The following is a 16,042-nucleotide window of genomic DNA, read 5'->3' as shown; positions in this document are numbered from 1 at the left end:
CTCGAGTTATTTTTTATTATTTACCTGTTTTACCTTCTTTACGTCTTACGTGTTCACCAACATAGCGAACTCCTTTACCTTTATAAGGCTCAGGTGGACGTGTTCCACGAATATTAGCTGCTAATTCTCCAACAACTTCTTTGTTAGATCCTTTAACAATAATAGATGTGTTTGAAGGAACTTCGATTTCGATGCCTTCTGGCGCGTCGAATTCTACTGGATGTGAATACCCAACGTTTAATACAAGTTTTTTACCTTGTAATTGCGCACGGTATCCAACCCCGATTAATTCTAATGCTTTAGCAAAGCCTTCACTAACACCAACAACCATGTTGTTTAAGTTAGCGCGCATAGTACCATGCATTGTTTTGTTTTCTTTACTATCATCTGGACGAGTTAAAGTAACTACGCCTTCTTCAATGTTTAAAGTAATGTTTGGTGAAAACTCACGAGTTAATTCACCTTTTGGTCCTTTAACAGTTACGCTAGTTCCGTTTTGTGTAATTGTTACACCTGCAGGAATTACGACTGGTTTATTTCCAATACGACTCATTCTAGGGCACCTCCTTGTTTTTAAATATTTTTTACCAAACGTATGCTAATACTTCTCCACCGATATTACGTTCTCTAGCTTCTTTATCAGTTAAGATACCTTCTGAAGTTGAGATAATAGCGATACCTAAACCGTTTAATACTTTAGGTACTTCGTTAGCTTTTACATAAGCACGTAAACCTGGTTTTGAGATACGTTTTAAGTTAGTAATAACGCGTTCGTCGTTTTTACCATATTTTAAGAAAACACGGATGATGCCTTGTTTGTCATCTTCGATGAATTCTACGTCGCGTACAAAACCTTCACGTTGTAAGATTTTTGCGACTTCTAATTTAATAGTTGAAGCAGGTACTTCTAATGATTCGTGTCTTACGATGTTCGCATTACGAATACGAGTTAGAAAATCTGCAATTGGATCTGTCATCACCATTGATTCATTTACCTCCTTTAGCGGTTTACTATTTTACCAGCTTGCTTTCTTCACGCCGGGAATTTGTCCTTTATAGGCAAGTTCACGGAAGCAAATACGGCAAAGTTTGAATTTACGATATACTGAATGTGGACGTCCACAACGTTCACAACGAGTGTACTCTTGTACTGCAAATTTTGCTGGACGCTTGTTTTTAGCGATCATTGATTTTTTAGCCAAGTAGTTCGCCTCCTTAAATTATTTTTGGAATGGCATTCCAAGTTGAGTTAATAACTCACGACCTTCTTCGTCAGTGTTAGCAGTTGTAACAATAACAATGTCCATTCCTCGAACTTTATCTACTAAATCGTAGTCAACTTCAGGGAAGATTAATTGTTCTTTAACACCTAAAGTGTAGTTACCACGACCGTCAAATGATTTGTTGCTGATACCATGGAAGTCACGTACACGAGGTAAAGAGACAGATACTAATTTATCTAAAAATTCGTACATTCTTTCTCCACGTAAAGTTACTTTACAACCGATTGGCATACCTTCACGTAAACGGAAACCAGCGATTGATTTCTTAGCTTTTGTGATAATTGGTTTTTGTCCTGAGATTAAAGCTAGTTCTTCAACAGCTTTATCTAAGTTTTTAGTGTTTGAAACAGCATCACCAACACCCATGTTAATAACGATTTTATCAACTTTTGGTGTTTGCATTACTGAAGTATAGTTAAATTTTTCCATTAATGAAGGTGTTACTTCACTAACATATTTTGCTTTTAAGCGGTTCATTCAGAGTATCCTCCTTCCTCAATAATTACTTATCTAAAACTTCACCAGTTTTTTTAGAAATACGTACTTTTTTACCATCTACCTCTTTATATCCTACACGTGTTGGTTCACCGTTTGACGGATCAATCACCATTACATTAGAAACGTGAATAGATGCTTCCATTTCGATAATTCCTCCTTGAGGAGCAGCCGCGCTAGGTTTTTGGTGTTTTTTCATAACGTTAACACCTTCAACGATGACGCGATCTTTCTTAGGAAACGCTTGGAGTACAATTCCCTCTTTGCTTTTATCTTTACCTGTGATAATTTTTACTTTATCGCCTTTTTTAACGAACATCTTGTTTCGCACCTCCTTTAAACATAGAGTAATATTATAATACTTCTGGTGCTAGTGAGACAATCTTCATGAAGTTGCTATCGCGTAGTTCACGAGCAACAGGTCCAAAGATACGAGTTCCACGTGGGCTCTTATCATCACGAATAATCACACATGCATTTTCATCAAATTTAATATATGAACCGTCTGAACGACGAGCTCCAGATTTTGTACGAACGATAACGGCTTTCACCACTTCGCCTTTTTTGACAACTCCACCAGGTGTTGCTTGTTTGACAGTACAAACCACAACATCACCAATGTTAGCTGTTTTACGTCCAGAACCACCAAGTACTTTGATAGTTAATACTTCACGAGCACCTGAGTTGTCTGCAACTTTCATACGACTTTCTTGTTGGATCACTTTGTGTATCCTCCTTTCAAACTTTCAGTTTCTTATAGGAAAATTCGAATTAAATAATTACTGCTTCTTCAACAACTTCTACTAAACGGAAGCGTTTTTTCGCAGACAATGGACGAGTTTCCATAATTTTAACGATGTCTCCCATTTTTGCAACGTTGTTTTCATCATGTGCGTAATATTTCTTAGAATATTTAACACGTTTACCATAAATTTTATGAGTTTTTCTAGTTTCTACGACAACAACGATAGTTTTATCCATTTTGTCTGAAACCACACGTCCAGTATAAACTTTACGTTCATTTCTTTCTTGAGTCATCTAGTAATGGCCTCCTTCCACTATTACTTAGCAGCTTCTTCACGCAAAACTGTTTTAATGCGTGCAATCGATTTACGAACTTCAGAAATTCGCGCTGTATTTTCTAATTGACCTGTTGCTAATTGGAATCGTAAGTTGAATAATTCTTCTTTAAATTCTTTTTCTTTAGCGATCATTTCGGTAGTGGTTAATTCTCTGATATCTTTAACCTTCATTCGATTCACCACCCATTTCTTCACGTTTTACAATTTTTGTTTTTACAGGTAATTTGTGAGAAGCAAGTCTTAAAGCTTCACGTGCTACATCTTCAGGTACGCCTGCAACTTCAAACATGATTTTTCCACGTTTAACTGGTGCAACCCATCCTTCAGGAGCCCCTTTACCTTTACCCATACGAACACCAATTGCTTTTGATGTATATGATTTATGAGGGAAAATTTTAATCCATACTTTCCCACCACGTTTCATGTAACGAGTCATTGCGATACGAGAAGCTTCAATCTGGCGGTTAGTAATCCATGATGATTCAACAGCTTGTAAGCCGTACTCACCAAATGCTACTTCTTTACCACCTTTAGCTTCACCACGCATTTTACCTCTAAATTCACGACGGTATTTTACACGTTTAGGTACTAACATGATTATTTCCCTCCTTTCTCAGTGTTTTTCTTTTCTGGAAGAATTTCTCCACGGCAAATCCACACTTTAACTCCTAGTTTTCCGTATGTTGTGTCTGCTTCTTCCCAAGCGTAATCGATGTCTGCTCTTAAAGTATGTAAAGGAACAGTTCCTTCAGAATAACCTTCAGAACGAGCCATATCTGCACCATTTAAACGACCAGAAACTTGAGTTTTGATCCCTTGAGCTCCTGCTCTCATAGTACGTTGGATAGCTTGTTTTTGTGCACGACGGAATGCAACACGGTTTTCTAACTGACGTGCAATTCCTTCACCCACTAATTTTGCATCTAAATCTGGTTTTTTGATTTCAACGATGTTGATGTGAACTCTTTTACCAGTTAATTTGTTTAATTCTTTTCTTAAAGCCTCAACTTCAGATCCACCTTTACCAATAACCATACCTGGCTTAGCAGTGTGAATTGAAACATTTACGCGGTTAGCCGCACGTTCGATATCAATTGTAGATACAGAAGCGTCAGCCAATCTAGTCGCAATGTACTTACGAATTCTTAAATCTTCATGTAGGTATTCTGCATACTCTTTTTCTGCATACCATTTTGCGTTCCAGTCACGAATAACTCCGACACGCATTCCAATTGGATGTACTTTTTGACCCACTGGTTGTCCCTCCTTATCTTTCTGATACTACTACTGTAATATGACTTGTACGTTTGTTGATTGGTGATGCAGAACCTTTCGCACGTGGACGGAAACGTTTCATTGTTGGTCCTTCGTTAATAAAAGCTTCTGATACTACTAAATCTTCAACGTCTAAGTCAAAGTTGTTTTCTGCATTTGCAATTGCTGACATTAATACTTTTTCGATAATGCCTGCCGCTTTGTTTGGTGAGAATTTCAAGATTGAAATTGCTTCTCCAACACTCTTACCTCTAATTAAGTCAATCACTAATCTTGATTTACGAGGTGAAACGCGAACTGTTTTAGCAGTTGCTTTAGCTGAAGTAATTCTTTCTGACATGTTCATGCCTCCCTCAATTAGCGTTTAGTTTTCTTATCGTCAGCTGCATGTCCGCGATAAGTTCTTGTTGGTGCAAATTCACCTAATTTATGTCCTACCATATCCTCTTGGATGTAAACAGGTACATGTTTTCTTCCGTCATACACTGCGATAGTGTATCCGATAAAGTTAGGGAAAATTGTTGAGCGTCTAGACCAAGTTTTGATCACTTTTTTCTTTGGTAGATCTTTTTGAGCTTCCACTTTTTTCATTAAGTGGTCGTCGACAAAAGGTCCTTTTTTTAAGCTTCGACCCATGGTGAGCCTCCTCTCAAGATTTGGAACTCTTTAAAAAAGAGTTTTAAATTATTTATTTTTACGACGACGAACGATAAGTTTGTCTGATTTAGCTTTTTTGCTACGAGTTTTGTATCCAAGAGTTGGTTTACCCCATGGAGACATTGGTGATGGACGTCCGATTGGAGCTTTACCTTCACCACCACCGTGTGGGTGATCGTTAGGGTTCATTACGCTACCACGTACTGTTGGACGTTTACCCATCCAACGGCTACGGCCGGCTTTACCAATATTGATTAATTCGTGTTGCTCGTTACCAACAGTACCAACTGTTGCACGACAAGTTCCTAAAATCATACGAACTTCTCCAGAGTTTAAACGAACTAATGTATATTTACCTTCGTTACCAAGTACTTGAGCACTTGTTCCAGCAGAACGGATTAATTGTCCACCTTTTCCAGGTTTTAACTCGATGTTATGAACAACAGTACCTACAGGAATGTTGTTTAATGGTAATGCATTACCAATTTTGATATCTGCGTTTTCACCAGATTCAATACGGTCACCAACTTTAAGTCCTTTTGGTGCTAAGATGTAAGCTTTCACTCCATCTGTATAATGAATCAATGCAATATTAGCAGATCTATTTGGATCATATTCAACTGTTTTAACAGTTCCGACCACATTGTCTTTGTTACGTTTGAAATCAATCAAACGGTATTGGCGTTTGTGTCCACCAGCTTGATGACGTACAGTAATTTTACCTTGGTTGTTACGTCCAGCGTTTTTCTTTAGTGGTTGTAATAATGTTTTTTCTGGAGTAGATGTTGTGATTTCAGCAAAATCTGAACCAGTCATATTACGACGACCATTTGTGGTAGGTTTGTACTTTTTAATCGCCACGTGATTCCCTCCTACTTTAAATGATGTCTGATTTATTCAGCATCAAAAATTTGAATTTCTTTTGAATCGCTAGTTAATTTCACGATTGCTTTACGACGTTTTTTAGTATATCCAGCGTATTTACCCATTCTTTTGAATTTTGGTTTTACGTTCATGATATTTACTTTTTCAACTTTAACGCCGAAAACTGATTCTACAGCTTGCTTAACTAATGTTTTATTGGCTCTTGTGTCCACTTCAAACGTGTATTTTTTTTCGTCCATTGCTGCTACAGATGCTTCTGTAATAACTGGGCGTTTGATTACATCGATTAATTCCATTATGCAAGTACCTCCTCTACGTGAGTCAGAGCTGCTTTAGTAATTAACATTTTGTCAGCTGATACTACATCAAGAACACTTACGTTATTTGATTCAACGATTGAAACGTTTGGTAAGTTACGTCCTGATAAAGCTGCAAAATCATTACCACTTTCTAAAACAACTAATACTTTTGTATCAACACTCAAGTTAGTTAAAACTTGTTTGAATTCTTTTGTTTTTGGTGCGTCGAAAGCTAATCCTTCAACAACAACAAGTTTGTTTTCAGCAACTTTTTCAGATAATACTGATTTAATTGCTAAGCGACGAACTTTTTTAGGTAATTTGTAGCTGTATGAACGTGGTGTTGGTCCAAATACAACTCCACCTCCACGCCATTGTGGTGAGCGGATTGATCCTTGACGTGCACGACCAGTTCCTTTTTGACGCCATGGTTTACGTCCACCACCGCGAACAGCACTACGATTTTTAACAGCATGTGTTCCTTGTCTTAATGAAGCACGTTGCATGATAATTGCATCGTAGACAACATTTTCGTTAGGCTCAATACCAAAAATTGCTTCATTTAAAGTAATTTCGCCATTTTGAGTTCCATCTTGTTTAAATAATGCTACAGATGTCATTCTTTAGTTCCTCCTCTCCCACAATTATTTAGCAGCTTTAACTGCTGTTTTAATTTCGATTAATGATTTTTTAGCTCCTGGTACATTACCTTTTACTAAAATAACATTTTTATCTGCATCAACTCTTACGATTTCTAAGTTTTGAATCGTTACACGATCGCCACCCATACGTCCTGCAAGTTTTTTACCTTTAAATACTCGGGCTGGATAAGATGCAGCACCCATTGACCCAGGACGACGGTGGAAACGAGAACCGTGAGTCATAGGACCACGTGATTGACCATGGCGTTTAATAACCCCTTGGAATCCTTTCCCTTTCGTTGTACCTGTAACATCAACAACGTCTCCTGCTTGGAAGACATCAACCTTGATTTCTTGACCTACTTCGTATTCTCCAAGCTCTACATTATTGAATTCTTTAATGAAGCGCTTAGGAGCAGTTTTTGCTTTAGCAACATGACCTTTAGCAGGTTTGTTTGATAAAACTTCACGTTTATCGTCAAATCCAACTTGAACAGCTTCGTAGCCATCAGTTTCAACTGTTTTTACTTGTAAAACAACGTTTGGCGTTGCTTCGATAACAGTAACTGGTACTAATTCACCATTTTCAGTAAAGACTTGTGTCATACCTACTTTTTTTCCTAAGATTCCTTTAGTCATGAGTACACCTCCATGATTTTATTATAATTTGATTTCGATGTTTACACCACTTGGTAAGTCAAGCTTCATTAAAGCGTCAACTGTTTTTGGTGTTGGGCTCACGATGTCGATAAGACGTTTGTGAGTACGCATTTCGAATTGTTCGCGTGAATCTTTGTATTTATGAGTAGCGCGGATTACTGTATAAACTGAACGGTCTGTTGGTAATGGGATTGGACCCGACACTTCAGCACCTGTTCTTTTTGCTGTTTCTACAATTTTCTCTGCAGATTGATCTAATACTCGGTGTTCATACGCTTTTAATCTGATACGAATTTTTTGTTTTGCCATTTTGTTCCCTCCTTCGCCTATTTTGTTAGTAGACATAGCTCCACGAAAATCTCCAACACACCACCATGGCAAAGCTCCCTGGCGTGTCGCAACCTCTCGTTTCAAAGCCCGGTATATCTTTCTGAGATACCATCATACTTTTTTATCAGCACTTTTAAGAGTATACTAAAAAAAAAGCTATATTACAAGCTTTTTTCTTAACTTTTTTTATTTTTTTTAATAGGCAATCCCCATATTGGTTAAAGCTGTTTCAATTTGTCTGATTTGTTCTTCCAAATCAGTTTTTGTTGGTGTTGATGGTAGATTAGTAACTGCTTCTTTCGCTGCTTTATAATCATCTAAAGTAAAATCCGATTGGACTTGCCCTTGAACTAATATACGACTAATTAACTCTTCTGCCGTTTTTTCTTCAGCCGTCTTCCCTCCAACAGAATCTTTTGTTGTCTCAGATGTTTTAGTCGTTTTACTACTACTATCTATAGTAATATCTTTACCTGTATCTTTATCCTTCACATTCTTCGCACTACTATTAGATGTTAACTCTAACTGATTAGCGCGATTTGAATCATACAGAGCCCCAATAACAACTGCACTGACTGCAAATAGAACAGAAACCATAAGCCCTAATACTCGACCACTTTTATTCATTTATATTGCTCCCCATTGTTTTTTTATTCTTTTATGTTAACTCATTAAAACGCAATTAACAACTTTAAGAACAAAAAAAGGTTGAAAACTTTCGTTTTCAACCTTACGTCCGGACACATGTTGCTTTTATATAAATTTAAGTTTAATTGTTATAATTAAGCTAAGATTGAAGTTACAACGCCTGAACCAACAGTACGTCCACCTTCACGAATTGAGAAACGAGTTCCTTCTTCGATAGCGATTGGGTGAATTAAGTCTACTTCCATAGCTACGTTATCACCAGGCATTACCATTTCAGTACCTTCTGGTAATTGACATACACCAGTTACGTCAGTTGTACGGAAATAGAATTGTGGGCGGTAGTTAGTGAAGAATGGAGTATGACGTCCACCTTCTTCTTTAGATAAAACGTAAACTTCCGCTGTAAATTTTGTATGAGGAGTGATTGTTCCAGGAGCTGCTAATACTTGTCCACGTTGGATATCTTCACGAGCTACCCCACGTAATAAAGCACCAATGTTATCTCCAGCTTCAGCGTAATCTAATAATTTACGGAACATTTCAACACCTGTTACAGTAGTTTTAGCAGTTTCTTCAGCGATACCTACTAATTCAACTTCGTCACCAACGCGAACTTGTCCACGTTCAACACGACCAGTTGCTACAGTACCACGTCCTGTAATAGAGAATACGTCCTCTACAGGCATCATGAATGGTTTGTCAGTTTGACGTTCTGGAGTTGGGATGTAAGCATCAACTTCAGCCATTAATTCCATGATTTTTTCTTCGTACATTTCTTCGCCTTCTAAAGCTTTTAAAGCTGATCCAGCAACAACAGGAGTGTCATCACCAGGGAAATCGTATTCAGATAATAAGTCACGAACTTCCATTTCAACTAATTCTAATAATTCTTCGTCATCAACCATATCCATTTTGTTTAAGAAAACAACGATGTATGGTACACCAACGTTACGAGATAATAAGATATGCTCGCGAGTTTGTGGCATTGGGCCGTCAGCTGCAGATACTACTAAGATCGCGCCGTCCATTTGAGCAGCACCAGTGATCATGTTTTTAACGTAGTCCGCATGTCCTGGACAGTCAACGTGAGCGTAGTGACGAGTTTCAGTTTCATATTCGATATGAGAAGTGTTGATTGTGATTCCACGTTCTTTTTCTTCTGGAGCGTTATCGATTTCAGCGTAGTTACGAGCTTCTCCACCTAATTTTTTAGCTAATACAGTTGCAATAGCTGCTGATAAAGTAGTTTTACCGTGGTCAACGTGTCCGATTGTTCCGATGTTTACATGGGATTTCGAGCGGTCAAATTTTTCTTTTGCCATTTTGTATAATTCCTCCTAAAATATAAAAGTAATTTTTTATTTTTATAATATATTGAAGAAGGAATAAAATATTTTTTATTCCTTCGACTATTCATTTTACATGAAAACTAAGCAAATGCCTAGTGAATTCTATTCAGCGTTTCCACCATTTTTCTTAATGATTTCTTCTTGAATAGATTTTGGTACGTCTTCATAGTGGTCAAATACCATCATGAATGTACCACGTCCTTGAGTTGCAGAACGTAAAGTTGTTGCGTATCCAAACATTTCAGCTAAAGGAACCATTGCGTTAACAATTTGTGAGTTACCATGAGCTTCCATACCTTCAACGCGTCCACGACGACTTGTTACGTGTCCCATAATGTCCCCTAAGTATTCTTCAGGAACTGTTACAGTAACTTTCATCATAGGTTCTAAGATTGCAGGTTGTGCTTTCTTAGCTGCGGCACGTAATGCCATAGATGCTGCCACACGGAATGCTGTCTCGTTCGAGTCAACATCATGGTATGAACCATCATAAAGTTTAGCTTTAATATCTACTAAAGGATATCCAGCAAGTACACCATTGTTCATAGAGTCTGCTAATCCTTTTTCAACTGCAGGGATGTATTCACGAGGAACCACACCACCGACGATTGCGTTTTCGAATTCAAAGCCTTTTCCTTCTTCGTTAGGAGTAAATTCAACCCATACGTGACCGTATTGTCCTTTACCACCTGATTGACGTACGAACTTACCTTCAGCTTGAGTAAGTGGAGCTCTAAATGTTTCACGGTAAGAAACTTGAGGAGCACCAACGTTAGCTTCAACTCTGAATTCACGTCTCATACGGTCTACTAAAACGTCTAAGTGTAACTCACCCATACCAGAGATAACAGTTTCTCCAGTTTCAACGTTTGTTTCAACTCGGAATGAAGGATCTTCTTCAGCAAGTTTTTGTAAAGCAACACCCATTTTATCTTGGTCAGCTTTAGATTTAGGTTCAACAGCTACTTGAATAACTGGTTCTGGGAACTCAATTGATTCTAAGATAACTGGTGCATCTAGAGAACATAAAGTATCTCCAGTTGTAGTATCTTTAAGACCTACAGCAGCAGCAATATCACCTGAATAAACTGTTGTAATTTCTTCACGGCTGTTTGCATGCATTTGTAAGATACGTCCGATACGCTCTTTTTTACCTTTAGAAGCGTTCAATACGTAAGAACCACTTTCTAAAGTACCAGAGTATACACGGAAGAATGTTAAACGACCTACGAATGGGTCAGTCATAACTTTAAATGCTAATGAAGAGAATGGTGCAGAATCGTCTGAAGGACGAACTGTTTCTTCTTCAGTTTTAGTATCAATACCTTTGATAGCTTCAACATCAGTTGGAGCTGGTAAGTAATCTAAAACAGCGTCAAGCATTAACTGAACACCTTTGTTTTTAAATGCTGAACCAGCCATTACTGGGAAGAATTCAACATTGATTGTAGCGCGACGAATACCTGCTTTTAATTCTTCGATAGAGATTTCTTCTCCGTCTAAGTATTTCATCATTAAGTCTTCATCAGTTTCAGCAACAGCCTCTACTAATTTTTCACGCCATTCAATAGCTTGTTCCATATACTCTTCAGGGATTTCTTCCTCACGGATATCTGTTCCTAAGTCGTTAGTATAGATTTCAGCTTTCATTGTAATTAAGTCAATGATTCCTGTGAAGTTATCTTCTGAACCGATTGGTAATTGGATTGGATGAGCGTTAGCTTGTAAGCGATCATGCAATGTTTTTACTGAATATAAGAAGTCAGCACCAATTTTATCCATTTTGTTACAGAATACAACACGAGGAACTTTATAATCAGTTGCTTGACGCCAAACTGTTTCAGTTTGAGGCTCAACTCCTGATTGTGAATCAAGTACAGTTACCGCACCGTCTAATACACGTAGAGAACGTTGAACTTCAATTGTGAAGTCCACGTGTCCAGGAGTATCGATGATGTTTACTCGGTAACCTTTCCACTGTGCAGTTGTCGCAGCAGAAGTGATTGTAATACCACGCTCTTGCTCTTGTTCCATCCAGTCCATTTGTGAAGCTCCTTCGTGAGTTTCACCAAGCTTATGGATTTTACCAGTGTAATACAAGATACGTTCTGTTGTTGTAGTTTTACCTGCATCAACGTGGGCCATGATTCCGATATTACGAGTGTTTTCTAATGAAAATTCTCTTGCCATCTTAAATAAATTCTCCTCTCTTATTGTAATTCGCTGTATATAAACATAAGTAGTAATTAATTAGATTAATTACTACAAAGAGGATCTTACCAACGATAATGAGCGAATGCTCTGTTGGCTTCAGCCATTTTATGTACGTCTTCACGTTTTTTAACAGAAGCGCCAGAATTGTTAGCTGCATCCATGATTTCTTTAGCAAGACGTTGATCCATAGTGTGCTCTCCACGTAAACGTGAATAGTTAACTAACCAACGTAATCCTAATGTTGAACGACGCTCTGGGCGTACTTCAACTGGTACTTGATAGTTAGAACCACCAACACGGCGAGCTTTAACTTCAAGAACAGGCATAATGTTTTCCATTGCTTGTTCGAAAACTTCTAATGGATCATTCCCTGTAGATTCTTTAATAATATCGAATGCATCATAAATAATGCTTGAAGCAACACCACGCTTACCATCAATCATTACGCGGTTGATTAAACGAGTAACTAATTTAGAATTGTAAATTGGATCTGGTAAAACTTCACGTTTTGTAACAGGACCTTTTCGAGGCATGTGTAACTCCTCCTTCCAAGAATTTTTAATTTTTTAGATTAATTTATTTTTTAGGTTTTTTAGTTCCGTATTTAGAACGGCTTTGTTTACGGTCTGTAACACCAGCAGTATCTAAAGCTCCACGAACGATGTGGTAACGTACCCCAGGTAAGTCTTTCACACGTCCACCACGGATTAATACAACACTATGCTCTTGCAAGTTATGTCCAATACCAGGAATGTAAGCTGTCACTTCGATTAAGTTTGACAAGCGAACACGGGCATATTTACGTAACGCCGAGTTAGGTTTTTTAGGTGTCATCGTACCAACACGTGTACAAACACCACGTTTCTGTGGAGAGTTCACATCTGTTTGAGATTTTTTAAAGCTGTTGTAGCTTTTTCCTAAAGCTGGAGATCCAGATTTAGTCATTTTTGATTTACGAGACTTACGTACCAATTGATTAATTGTAGGCATGATAGTTCCTCCTTCCTTAATGCTTTCTATAGACCCACACATCCAGGTGGTTCTTTTTAAAAGTTAAAAAAATTAATGCAATAATTTACTGCATTATTTCTGTGCTTTTGTTACCAGCACGACCTATTAAGACCCGTCTGAAGCACCTTTGTAACTATAGCATATGAAATCAAATTTAGTCAATACCTTTTATTAAAAAAAGTTTATCTTCTCACTATCTTTTTTTTACTATTAGATTTACAATTATTGTATATAACAAATACATTTTTGGAGGAAACACATGAACTTAAAACAAATGGTTGGTATTGAATCTGCAAAATATGTTAAAGACGGAATGGTTGTAGGCCTTGGAACTGGCTCTACTGCTTACTTCATGGTTGAAGAAATTGGTCGTCGTATGAAAGAAGAAGGCTTAAATATTATCGGAGTGACCACTTCCCATGCCACTGAAAAACAAGCACTTTCTTTAGGAATTCCTTTGAAAAGTATTGATGAAGTAGATTATGTGGATATTACAATTGATGGTGCTGACGAAATTTCAAATGATTTCCAAGGAACTAAAGGTGGCGGTGCTGCACTTTTATTTGAAAAAATCGTAGCTACCAATTCTAAAGAAAACATTTGGATTGTAGATGACTCTAAAATGGTTGACTACCTAGGTGCTTTCCCACTTCCAGTTGAGGTTATTCCTTACGGGAGCGAGCAAATTTTCAAAAAAATGGCTGCCAAAAACTATAATCCTACATTTAGATTAAATGAGGATGGTAGTAAGCTGTATACAGATAGTAAAAACTATATTATAGATTTACATCTTGAAAAAATTACTGCGCCAAAAGAATTAGCTGCTTGGCTAGATACACAAGTTGGTGTAGTAGAGCATGGTTTATTTTTAGATATTACTAATCGTGTTATTATAGGAACCCCTGAAGGAGTTAAGACTATAGAAGTAACTCGTTAATTTAGAAAGGATGATAGGAATGAAACAATTAGTATTTGTACGTCACGGACTAAGCGAATGGAATGCCCTTAACTTGTTCACAGGTTGGGAAGATGTTGATTTAAGTGATACCGGTGTTGCTGAAGCAAAAGAAGCAGGTCAAAAAATTAAAGAAGCTAATATCCAGTTTGACATTGCCTATACATCTTATTTAAAACGCGCTATTAAAACCTGTCACTTTGTTTTAGAAGAATCTGACCAATTATGGATTCCTGAAGTGAAATCATGGCGATTAAATGAGCGTCATTACGGTGCTCTACAAGGATTAAACAAACAAGAAACGGCAGATAAATATGGTGCTGATCAAGTCCAACTATGGCGTCGTTCTTACGATACGCTACCTCCATTAGTAGCAGCAGATGATCCTAATTCTGACGTGAACAACCCTAAATATGCGAAACTAGACAAACGTGTTATTCCTGGCGGTGAAAACTTAAAAGTAACACTAGAAAGAGTATTACCTTTTTGGAATGACATGATTGCTCCATCTTTAAAAGATAATCAAACAGTTCTTGTTGCAGCACATGGTAATTCCTTAAGAGCATTAGCAAAACATATTGAATCTATTTCAGATGAAGATATTATGGCTCTTGAAATACCTACTGGACAACCACTCGTTTATGAATTAAATGATGATTTAAGTTTTAATAGAAAATATTATCTATAAAAAGAAGCTAGAATCAGTATAACTACTGACTCTAGCTTCTTTTCTTTTTATCCATATATGATATTAAGACACCAACAATAAAACCAATAAAGGAAATAACTAACCATGACATCCCCATTTCAAAGAAAGGGAGGTAACTATTAGCTACTTTAAGTAGGCTCTCAATCACAGGTAACTCTTTTAAATTACCAGGTAAATAGTTTAATGCATCAAAAAAACTAGCAAACATCGTAAAGTAAGTCGTTGTTTTATAAATCCATTGCTTATCACCAATAAACGGATCCAAAATACCTAATATAATTAATGTCATAGCTAATGGATAGATAAACATTAACACTGGTAGAGAGATAGCAATAATTTGATTCAATCCAACATTAGCAATTACTGCTGATAGAAAGATACAACCAACTGTAAAAAATGTGTAGGATTTACTAGGATATAATTCACTGAACGTTCTACCAAATGAAGTTGCTAAACCTATGGCTGTTTTTAAACATGCAACAATAACAATAGCAGCCAGTAAAATACTACCAGTTACTCCAAAATAATGTTCTCCTACTTGAGCTAATGTAATACCACCGTTTTTATTCAGATTTAATGTCCCTAAACTCATAGTTCCTAACAATGCTAATAATGTGTAAATGACACCCATTAAAATTATTCCTAAGGCACCCGATTTTATTGTCTCTTTTGCTATATGTTTCGGTTCTGTAATTCCAAAATTCTGAATATTCTCAATGATCAACATGCCAAAAGCCAAAGCTGCTAAAGCATCTAAAGTATTATACCCCTCCTGAAAACCTTTCAAAAAAGCTCCTTCTGTGTAAGCACTTTGTACTGCTGCATCTTGAATAGAACCTAGTGGATTAATAAAAGCCATTCCCAATATCATAAATAATAGAACTAAAAATAATGGCGTTAAAAACTTGCCAATATAATCCAATATTCGACTTGGTTTTCTTGAAAAAAAGTATACAGTACAAAAAAATAAAGTACTAAATAACAATAACGATATCGTGTGAAGATTTTTAGGAATAAATGTAGAAAAAGCAATCTCAAATGAAGTACTAGCTAGACGAGGCATAGCAAATATAGGACCTATAATAAGGTATAAAATTGAGGTGAAATACTTAGCATACCCTTCTCCCACCTTACTTGCCAAAGAGAATAAATTAGGGCTCCTTGATACACCAAAAGATAGTAAACCTAAAAAAGGTAACCCTATTCCTGTTATTAAAAAACCTAAATTAGCACTTAATACATTGGCTCCTGCCTCTTGCCCCATTTGAATAGGAAAAATTAAATTACCTGCTCCAAAAAACAAGCCAAAAATTAATGAGCCAATAAAAAAACGATCTTTTCTTAATAATTTTGTATTCATCAAACAGCTCCAATCTATTTTTTTGTAAAATAAAAGCTTAGAATATTATATTCTAAGCTTTTATATAATGACCCGTACGGGACTCGAACCCGTGTTACCGCCGTGAAAGGGCGGTGTCTTAACCGCTTGACCAACGGGCCAGATTTTAGAAAAATACTACTATGGAGAAGGAGGGATTTGAACCCTCGC

The 16,042-nt window shown here is 37.0% G+C and carries 25 protein-coding genes and 1 tRNA gene; 2 read left to right on the top strand and 24 right to left on the bottom strand.

Going from position 1 to position 16,042, the window contains the following annotated elements:
* Positions 1-16: 16 nt before the first annotated feature.
* The 22 genes from rplF to rpsL all read right to left on the bottom strand — a co-directional run bounded on the left by rplF (position 17) and on the right by rpsL (position 12,808).
* A complete protein-coding gene (rplF, locus tag ACODH8_RS10525; RefSeq protein WP_332525833.1) occupies positions 17-553 on the bottom strand; it encodes a 50S ribosomal protein L6 in 537 nt (178 codons plus the stop codon).
* A gap of 31 nt (positions 554-584) precedes the next feature.
* The gene (gene rpsH, locus ACODH8_RS10520) at positions 585-983 is read right to left on the bottom strand and encodes a 30S ribosomal protein S8 (RefSeq protein WP_332525834.1); all 399 of its coding nucleotides are present in this window, start codon (positions 981-983) and stop codon (positions 585-587) included.
* Positions 984-1,016: 33 nt separating this feature from the next.
* Positions 1,017-1,202, bottom strand: a complete 186-nt coding sequence (locus ACODH8_RS10515; RefSeq protein WP_077275924.1) for a type Z 30S ribosomal protein S14 — start codon at positions 1,200-1,202, stop codon at positions 1,017-1,019.
* 18 nt (positions 1,203-1,220) lie between these two features.
* Positions 1,221-1,760 (bottom strand): 50S ribosomal protein L5, encoded by a 540-nt coding sequence (gene rplE / locus ACODH8_RS10510; RefSeq protein WP_332525835.1) that lies wholly within the window; start codon positions 1,758-1,760, stop codon positions 1,221-1,223.
* A 25-nt stretch (positions 1,761-1,785) separates the two neighbouring features.
* On the bottom strand, positions 1,786-2,097 hold the full coding sequence (gene rplX / locus ACODH8_RS10505) for a 50S ribosomal protein L24 (RefSeq protein ID WP_332525836.1): 312 nt from the start codon (positions 2,095-2,097) through the stop codon (positions 1,786-1,788).
* A gap of 34 nt (positions 2,098-2,131) precedes the next feature.
* Positions 2,132-2,500 carry a 50S ribosomal protein L14 gene (gene rplN, locus ACODH8_RS10500; RefSeq protein ID WP_332525837.1) on the bottom strand — a complete coding sequence of 123 codons (369 nt, stop codon included), beginning with the start codon at positions 2,498-2,500 and terminating at the stop codon, positions 2,132-2,134.
* A 49-nt stretch (positions 2,501-2,549) separates the two neighbouring features.
* Positions 2,550-2,816, bottom strand: a complete 267-nt coding sequence (rpsQ, locus tag ACODH8_RS10495) for a 30S ribosomal protein S17 (RefSeq protein WP_086340793.1) — start codon at positions 2,814-2,816, stop codon at positions 2,550-2,552.
* A 23-nt stretch (positions 2,817-2,839) separates the two neighbouring features.
* Positions 2,840-3,031, bottom strand: a complete 192-nt coding sequence (rpmC, locus tag ACODH8_RS10490) for a 50S ribosomal protein L29 (protein WP_086340792.1) — start codon at positions 3,029-3,031, stop codon at positions 2,840-2,842.
* Complete coding sequence (rplP, locus tag ACODH8_RS10485) at positions 3,021-3,455, bottom strand: 50S ribosomal protein L16 (protein WP_086340791.1); 435 nt, start codon at positions 3,453-3,455, stop codon at positions 3,021-3,023. Before rplP ends, rpmC begins: the two co-directional genes overlap by 11 nt.
* A 2-nt stretch (positions 3,456-3,457) precedes the next feature.
* Positions 3,458-4,114, bottom strand: a complete 657-nt coding sequence (gene rpsC / locus ACODH8_RS10480; protein WP_332525838.1) for a 30S ribosomal protein S3 — start codon at positions 4,112-4,114, stop codon at positions 3,458-3,460.
* A gap of 13 nt (positions 4,115-4,127) precedes the next feature.
* Positions 4,128-4,475: a 50S ribosomal protein L22 gene (rplV, locus tag ACODH8_RS10475; protein ID WP_332525839.1), complete on the bottom strand. Its 348-nt coding sequence runs from the start codon at positions 4,473-4,475 to the stop codon at positions 4,128-4,130.
* Positions 4,476-4,492: 17 nt separating this feature from the next.
* Complete coding sequence (rpsS, locus tag ACODH8_RS10470) at positions 4,493-4,771, bottom strand: 30S ribosomal protein S19 (protein ID WP_086340788.1); 279 nt, start codon at positions 4,769-4,771, stop codon at positions 4,493-4,495.
* 48 nt (positions 4,772-4,819) lie between these two features.
* On the bottom strand, positions 4,820-5,653 hold the full coding sequence (gene rplB / locus ACODH8_RS10465; protein WP_332525840.1) for a 50S ribosomal protein L2: 834 nt from the start codon (positions 5,651-5,653) through the stop codon (positions 4,820-4,822).
* A gap of 32 nt (positions 5,654-5,685) precedes the next feature.
* Positions 5,686-5,973, bottom strand: coding sequence for a 50S ribosomal protein L23 (gene rplW / locus ACODH8_RS10460; RefSeq protein WP_332525841.1), 288 nt, complete (start codon positions 5,971-5,973; stop codon positions 5,686-5,688).
* Complete coding sequence (gene rplD / locus ACODH8_RS10455; protein ID WP_332525842.1) at positions 5,973-6,596, bottom strand: 50S ribosomal protein L4; 624 nt, start codon at positions 6,594-6,596, stop codon at positions 5,973-5,975. Before rplD ends, rplW begins: the two co-directional genes overlap by 1 nt.
* A gap of 24 nt (positions 6,597-6,620) precedes the next feature.
* On the bottom strand, positions 6,621-7,256 hold the full coding sequence (gene rplC / locus ACODH8_RS10450) for a 50S ribosomal protein L3 (RefSeq protein WP_332525843.1): 636 nt from the start codon (positions 7,254-7,256) through the stop codon (positions 6,621-6,623).
* 21 nt (positions 7,257-7,277) lie between these two features.
* Positions 7,278-7,586 carry a 30S ribosomal protein S10 gene (gene rpsJ, locus ACODH8_RS10445; RefSeq protein WP_071457767.1) on the bottom strand — a complete coding sequence of 103 codons (309 nt, stop codon included), beginning with the start codon at positions 7,584-7,586 and terminating at the stop codon, positions 7,278-7,280.
* Positions 7,587-7,802: 216 nt separating this feature from the next.
* Positions 7,803-8,234: a hypothetical protein gene (locus ACODH8_RS10440; RefSeq protein ID WP_332525844.1), complete on the bottom strand. Its 432-nt coding sequence runs from the start codon at positions 8,232-8,234 to the stop codon at positions 7,803-7,805.
* A gap of 155 nt (positions 8,235-8,389) precedes the next feature.
* Positions 8,390-9,577 carry an elongation factor Tu gene (gene tuf / locus ACODH8_RS10435; protein WP_332525845.1) on the bottom strand — a complete coding sequence of 396 codons (1,188 nt, stop codon included), beginning with the start codon at positions 9,575-9,577 and terminating at the stop codon, positions 8,390-8,392.
* 129 nt (positions 9,578-9,706) lie between these two features.
* Complete coding sequence (gene fusA, locus ACODH8_RS10430) at positions 9,707-11,794, bottom strand: elongation factor G (protein WP_332525846.1); 2,088 nt, start codon at positions 11,792-11,794, stop codon at positions 9,707-9,709.
* Between the two features lie 86 nt (positions 11,795-11,880).
* Positions 11,881-12,351 (bottom strand): 30S ribosomal protein S7, encoded by a 471-nt coding sequence (gene rpsG, locus ACODH8_RS10425; RefSeq protein ID WP_206967013.1) that lies wholly within the window; start codon positions 12,349-12,351, stop codon positions 11,881-11,883.
* A 43-nt stretch (positions 12,352-12,394) separates the two neighbouring features.
* Positions 12,395-12,808, bottom strand: a complete 414-nt coding sequence (gene rpsL, locus ACODH8_RS10420) for a 30S ribosomal protein S12 (protein WP_086340778.1) — start codon at positions 12,806-12,808, stop codon at positions 12,395-12,397.
* 280 nt (positions 12,809-13,088) lie between these two features.
* On the opposite strand from rpsL, the gene rpiA reads away from it, so the two are divergent.
* On the top strand, positions 13,089-13,766 hold the full coding sequence (rpiA, locus tag ACODH8_RS10415; protein WP_332526045.1) for a ribose-5-phosphate isomerase RpiA: 678 nt from the start codon (positions 13,089-13,091) through the stop codon (positions 13,764-13,766).
* 19 nt (positions 13,767-13,785) lie between these two features.
* Positions 13,786-14,472 (top strand): 2,3-diphosphoglycerate-dependent phosphoglycerate mutase, encoded by a 687-nt coding sequence (gene gpmA / locus ACODH8_RS10410; RefSeq protein ID WP_332526044.1) that lies wholly within the window; start codon positions 13,786-13,788, stop codon positions 14,470-14,472.
* A 31-nt stretch (positions 14,473-14,503) separates the two neighbouring features.
* On the opposite strand, the gene brnQ is transcribed toward gpmA, so the two are convergent.
* Together brnQ and ACODH8_RS10400 are read right to left on the bottom strand one after the other, a co-directional pair.
* Positions 14,504-15,853, bottom strand: a complete 1,350-nt coding sequence (gene brnQ, locus ACODH8_RS10405) for a branched-chain amino acid transport system II carrier protein (RefSeq protein WP_332526043.1) — start codon at positions 15,851-15,853, stop codon at positions 14,504-14,506.
* Positions 15,854-15,921: 68 nt separating this feature from the next.
* Positions 15,922-15,993: transfer RNA gene (locus ACODH8_RS10400), tRNA-Glu, on the bottom strand.
* Positions 15,994-16,042: the final 49 nt, after the last annotated feature.

The organism is Vagococcus fluvialis (genome assembly GCF_048815235.1).
GTDB lineage: Bacteria > Bacillota > Bacilli > Lactobacillales > Vagococcaceae > Vagococcus.
The sequence above is the reverse complement of the archived record's forward strand: the minus strand, read 5'-3'. Positions and strand labels throughout refer to the sequence as shown.